The organism is Paraconexibacter sp. (assembly GCF_041602235.1).
GTDB lineage: Bacteria > Actinomycetota > Thermoleophilia > Solirubrobacterales > Solirubrobacteraceae > Paraconexibacter.
The window spans coordinates 1-3961 of record NZ_JBFIGP010000328.1 but is presented as its reverse complement, the minus strand read 5'-3'; the positions used below and the strand labels follow the sequence as shown (position 1 = coordinate 3961).

The 3961-nt window shown below is 73.8% G+C and carries 5 protein-coding genes and 2 pseudogenes; 5 read left to right on the top strand and 2 right to left on the bottom strand.

Going from position 1 to position 3961, the window contains the following annotated elements:
• From ABYE80_RS18210 to ABYE80_RS18195, 4 genes and pseudogenes are all read left to right on the top strand, one after another.
• Positions 1–279: pseudogene (locus ABYE80_RS18210) on the top strand (dihydrolipoyl dehydrogenase); the annotation flags it as partial.
• Positions 276–965, top strand: a complete 690-nt coding sequence (locus ABYE80_RS18205; RefSeq protein ID WP_372791720.1) for a DsbA family protein — start codon at positions 276–278, stop codon at positions 963–965. The pseudogene ABYE80_RS18210 and the gene ABYE80_RS18205, both read left to right, overlap by 4 nt.
• On the top strand, positions 962–1216 hold the full coding sequence (locus ABYE80_RS18200) for a hypothetical protein (protein WP_372791719.1): 255 nt from the start codon (positions 962–964) through the stop codon (positions 1214–1216). Before ABYE80_RS18205 ends, ABYE80_RS18200 begins: the two co-directional genes overlap by 4 nt.
• Before the next feature lie 204 nt (positions 1217–1420).
• Complete coding sequence (locus tag ABYE80_RS18195) at positions 1421–2125, top strand: sugar transferase (RefSeq protein WP_372791718.1); 705 nt, start codon at positions 1421–1423, stop codon at positions 2123–2125.
• On the opposite strand, the gene ABYE80_RS18190 is transcribed toward ABYE80_RS18195, so the two are convergent.
• On the bottom strand, positions 2091–2519 hold the full coding sequence (locus ABYE80_RS18190) for an SRPBCC family protein (protein WP_372791717.1): 429 nt from the start codon (positions 2517–2519) through the stop codon (positions 2091–2093). The two genes, ABYE80_RS18195 and ABYE80_RS18190, sit on opposite strands and share 35 nt — an antisense overlap.
• Before the next feature lie 33 nt (positions 2520–2552).
• Here ABYE80_RS18190 and ABYE80_RS18185 point away from each other — a divergent pair, with 33 nt between their 5' ends.
• A complete protein-coding gene (locus tag ABYE80_RS18185; RefSeq protein WP_372791716.1) occupies positions 2553–3302 on the top strand; it encodes a 2-oxo acid dehydrogenase subunit E2 in 750 nt (249 codons plus the stop codon).
• A 22-nt stretch (positions 3303–3324) separates the two neighbouring features.
• On the opposite strand, the pseudogene ABYE80_RS18180 reads toward ABYE80_RS18185, so the two are convergent.
• Positions 3325–3961, bottom strand: a pseudogene (locus ABYE80_RS18180) (hypothetical protein); the annotation flags it as partial.

Below are 3961 nucleotides of genomic sequence, written 5' to 3'. Positions count from 1 at the left end.
GTCGTCGGGAAGGTCCAGTTCGGCGCGGTCGGCGCCGGCACCGTGTACGGCGACCGCACCGGCCTCGTGAAGCTGATCGGCGACAAGAAGTACGGCGAGATCCTCGGCTGCCACATCATCGGCGCCAAGAGCACCGAGATGATCCAGGAGGTCGTCAACGTGCGCGCGCTGGAGGGTGGCTACCCGGAGCTCGCCATGCAGATCCACGGTCACCCGACCATGAGCGAGGCCGTCCTCGAGGCCGCCCGCGCGGCCGACGGGTGGCTCATCCACGGGTGACCGACCCGGACCCGATGTCGACCGGCACCCCCGGAGACCCGTCCGCGGTTCGGGTCGTCCACAGCCCGGCGCCGCAGGCGGATCCCGCTCCGGTCGACGTCGAGGACGCCGAACTGGCAGACGGCGTCCGCTTCTACTACGACTTCGCCACCCCGGACTCGTACCTGGCGATCGAGCGGCTCGTGCACACGCTCGGCGTGGTGCCCGAGCTGATCCCGGTCCGGCGCGCCGACCTGCACGAGCCCGCGCCCGTGCGACCGGCCCCGGGGGACGTGGCCGCGCGGAGCGCGATGGCCGAGACCGTCGCGGACCGGCATCTGCAGCCCCTGCGGTGGCCGGCGGGATGGCCCTTCGACGACACGCTCGCCCTGCAGGCCGCCACCTACGCCCGGGGCATCGGCAAGGTCGCCGCGTTCTCCCTCGCCGCCCTGCGTCAGGCGTACGCGGGGGGAGCGGACCTCGGCGCCGAGCAGACCGTCCTGCTGGCGGGAGCGGCCTGCGAGATCCACCCGCGGGCGCTGCTGACCGGTGTCGGGACCAAGAACGTCGCGGCGGCGCTCGCGCGGGCCGCCGCCGCCGCTCGCGAGGACGGCGTCCGGGACCTCCCCGCGGTGGTCGTCGGCGGTGAGGTGTTCGTCGGCGACCCGGGCCTCGATGCGGCTGCTGTCGCGCTTGCCGCGTCATGAGAGCCGGCCGCGCCTACGAGTTGATCGTGACGAAGGGCGGGCGCGGGCCGCGCCTGTTCGCGGCCCCGGACCGCGTCGACCACCTCGAGATCGTCGAGATCGACAGCGGAGAGGTCGTGCTGTTCTGGGACTGCCACGCGCCGGACGCCGCCCGCATGGAGCGCGCGCTGCGCGCCGACCTCGCACAGATCGAGGCCGACGAGTTCCTGCACCGCTGGACCGCGATCAGCGGCCCCGGCGACCTGGACTAAGCCGCACCCGCCCGACCGGTGCCGGTCGGGTCCTCCGATCGGAGGACCCCTGCGCACCCGTCCGGACGCGCCCCGTGTCGCTGCCGGGTGACCCAGGGTCGGTCCGCACAACTATCCGGTCCGCCGATGTGGGCACCCCCTGCCCCGGTCGATCATGTCCCTACACGCAGAAGCACGCCATCACGGCATCCGTAGGGGGACATGATGACCACCACGAGCAGGATCACGAAGCGGCAGGGATCGCACCGGACGACCGGTCAGGTCGTCCCGCTCCACACGGCGCGTACGAGGCGCGCGGCCTCCCCGAAGGAGTCCGTGGTGTCCCCGTCGTTCGCGCTCGGCTGGTCCCTCGCGTTGCTCGGGATCATCGTCCTCGCACCGCTGCTGGTCGCCATCGCCGCGATGATCAAGGCCTCGTCGCCCGGGCCGGTGCTCTACCGCCAGCGCCGCGTCGGGTGGGACGGTCGTACCTTCGAGATCCTGAAGTTCCGCTCCATGGCGCCGGCACCGGCCGACGAGGAGACCTACGTCCCCAAGGACGGCGAGGCTCCCGGTGGCGTCGAAGGCCTCGATCGCCGGACGACCGTCGGCCGCGTCCTGCGTCGCACGTCGCTCGACGAGCTCCCGCAGCTGTTCAACGTGCTCCGCGGTGAGATGGCGCTCGTCGGGCCGCGCCCCGAGCGCCCGGAGTTCGTCGAGCTCTTCGTGTCGCAGATCGACGGCTACGAGGACCGGCACCGCGTGCGGGCCGGCATCACCGGTTGGGCCCAGGTCCACGGACTCCGCGGCAAGACCTCGATCGAGGCACGCGCCGCCGCCGACCGCTGGTACGTCGAGAACCGCTCGCTGTGGGTGGACGTCAAGACGCTCGCGCTCACGGCGCGGGCCGTGATGCAGCCTGCCGAGTAGCGGTCCGGGCCAGCCGCGCCACCAGGAGCTCCACGAGCGGACCGTAGGTGCGCCGGAGCACCGCCTCCGTCGGGCCTGCCGCCCGCAGCGTGACCGCGACGCACGCGCCCCCGTGTACGTGGGGCCGGACGAGGTGCTCCATCTCCACCGCCGCCGGCCCGGCTCCCACGACCCACGTCCACGAGCGACCGGGGTCCACGGCGGCGATCCGCACGGGAACGGGCAGGACGCCGGCGAGCAGCACCGCGCCGCGAGCCCCCTCGCGAACCTCGGGACTCCCGAGGTTCCAGCTCCCTCGCACGTGCGGCGCCCACTCCGACCACCGGGAGGGGCAGGCGATCAGGGGCCAGACGTCCTCTGCGGACGCCGAGGTGTCATGGGCATAGCGCAGCACGCCTGAAGTACGGCCCGTACTACGCTGCGGCCCATGTCCGAGCAGCAGCCTCCCGCGTCGAACCCGCCCGCGCCGGCGACCTCGGGCACCGCGAAGGGCGCGATCGAGGTCCACGAGCTCACGCGGGTCCAGGTGCTGATCGCGCGCCGGGCGGCGGAGTCCCGTGCGACGGTCCCGGCCTTCGAGGCCGGCGTCGAGGTCGACATGGAGGCATGCCTGGAACTGCGAGCCGGCCGCAAGGCGGAGGGCGGGAGCCCGGTGCCCACGATCACCGACCTGGTGGTGAAGGCCTGTGCGATCGCGCTCCGCGAGCATCCGCGGCTGAACGGCGCCTACCGTGACGCGCGCTTCGAACTGCACGAGCGGGTCAACGTCGGCGTGATGGTCGCGGCGACCGACGCCCTCTACACGCCGGTGCTCCCGGACACGGACAGCCTGCCGCTGGACGAGATCTCATCGCGGTTGCGAGCCGCGGTCGAGCGCGTGCGCTCGGGGGCGATCACGGCGGCGGAGCTCAGCGGCGGCACGTTCACGGTCTCGAACCTGGGGATGCACGGCGTGTCGCGGTTCGGTGCCGTCATCACGCCGCCGCAGGCCGCGATCCTGGCGGTCGGCGCCGTGACCCCTCGCGCCGTGGTCCGTGACGGGGAGGTCGTCGCGCGCCACGTCATGGACGTGACGCTCGCCTGCGATCACCGCATCGTCTACGGCGTCGACGCCGCCGGCTTCCTCGCACGGATCCGGGGACTGCTCGAGGCTCCGGCAGGCGCCCTGGCCCAGTAGCGGACCGGTCGGCCGCGATCGCTCAGCGCGGCGCGGTCAGCGCGTCGACCACGCCGGCGACGACGTTCGTGACGCCCTGGACGGTGTCGCCGACGACCTCGCCGACCCCACCGACCGTCTTGCCGACCGTGGGGCTCACGGGCTCGACCGCGTCGCCGAGGGCCCCGGTGACGTTGCCGGCGCCCGCGTCGACCGCGGAACCGAGATCCCGGACGCCGTCGCCCACCTTGGGGGCTGCCGCCGGGGCCTTGGAGGGCGGCGCCGCCGGGGACGCCCCGGGCTGGGAGGCCGGTGCGACCGGCACGGGCGGCACCGCGGTGCCGGAGGTCGGCTCGGTCGTCGCGACTCGCGTGGAGCCCTTCCCGGAGGAGTTCGTCGCCGACGCGGAGCGGCGACGGTTCGTGGTGGCGCGGCGGGTGGACCGGGCTGGCGCTGCCGGGACGACGATGGGCTTCGCGTCCGTCGCAGCGTCGTCGGGCTCAGTGAACCCGGCGACCTCGGCGAGCATCGCGGGCGGCGTGCTCGGCTGGGTGAGGTCGGCGCCGGGCCAGCCCCGGAAGGCGACCACCGTGCTGACCGCGGCCAGCAGCACCACACCGGTCACGGTGATGCACATCCCTGCGCCGAATGACGCCCAGAGGGCGCGAGTCACCCGCATG